Genomic DNA, 268 nt, shown 5'->3' on the forward strand with positions numbered 1-268 from the left:
AACAAGGCCGACATGGTCGACGACGCCGAGCTGCTTGAGCTGGTCGAAATGGAAGTGCGCGAGCTGCTGAGCAAGTACGACTTCCCGGGCGACGACACTCCGATCATCGCCGGTTCGGCCCGTCTGGCGCTGGAAGGCGACCAGAGCGACATCGGCGTGCCGGCCGTCATCAAGCTGGTCGAAGCCCTGGACAGCTGGATTCCGCTGCCGGAGCGTGACGTCGACAAGCCGTTCCTGATGCCGGTGGAAGACGTGTTCTCGATCTCCG

At 63.8% G+C, this 268-nt stretch carries 1 protein-coding gene; it reads left to right on the forward strand.

Annotated features, from left to right (window positions below; all coding sequences use genetic code 11):
- Positions 1-268: GTP-binding protein (locus SOM47_RS17620; RefSeq protein ID WP_341850250.1), on the forward strand; the 268-nt coding region annotated here is incomplete at both ends.

The sequence above is a fragment of the Stenotrophomonas sp. CFBP8980 genome, from assembly GCF_034046095.1.
GTDB lineage: Bacteria > Pseudomonadota > Gammaproteobacteria > Xanthomonadales > Xanthomonadaceae > Stenotrophomonas > Stenotrophomonas lacuserhaii.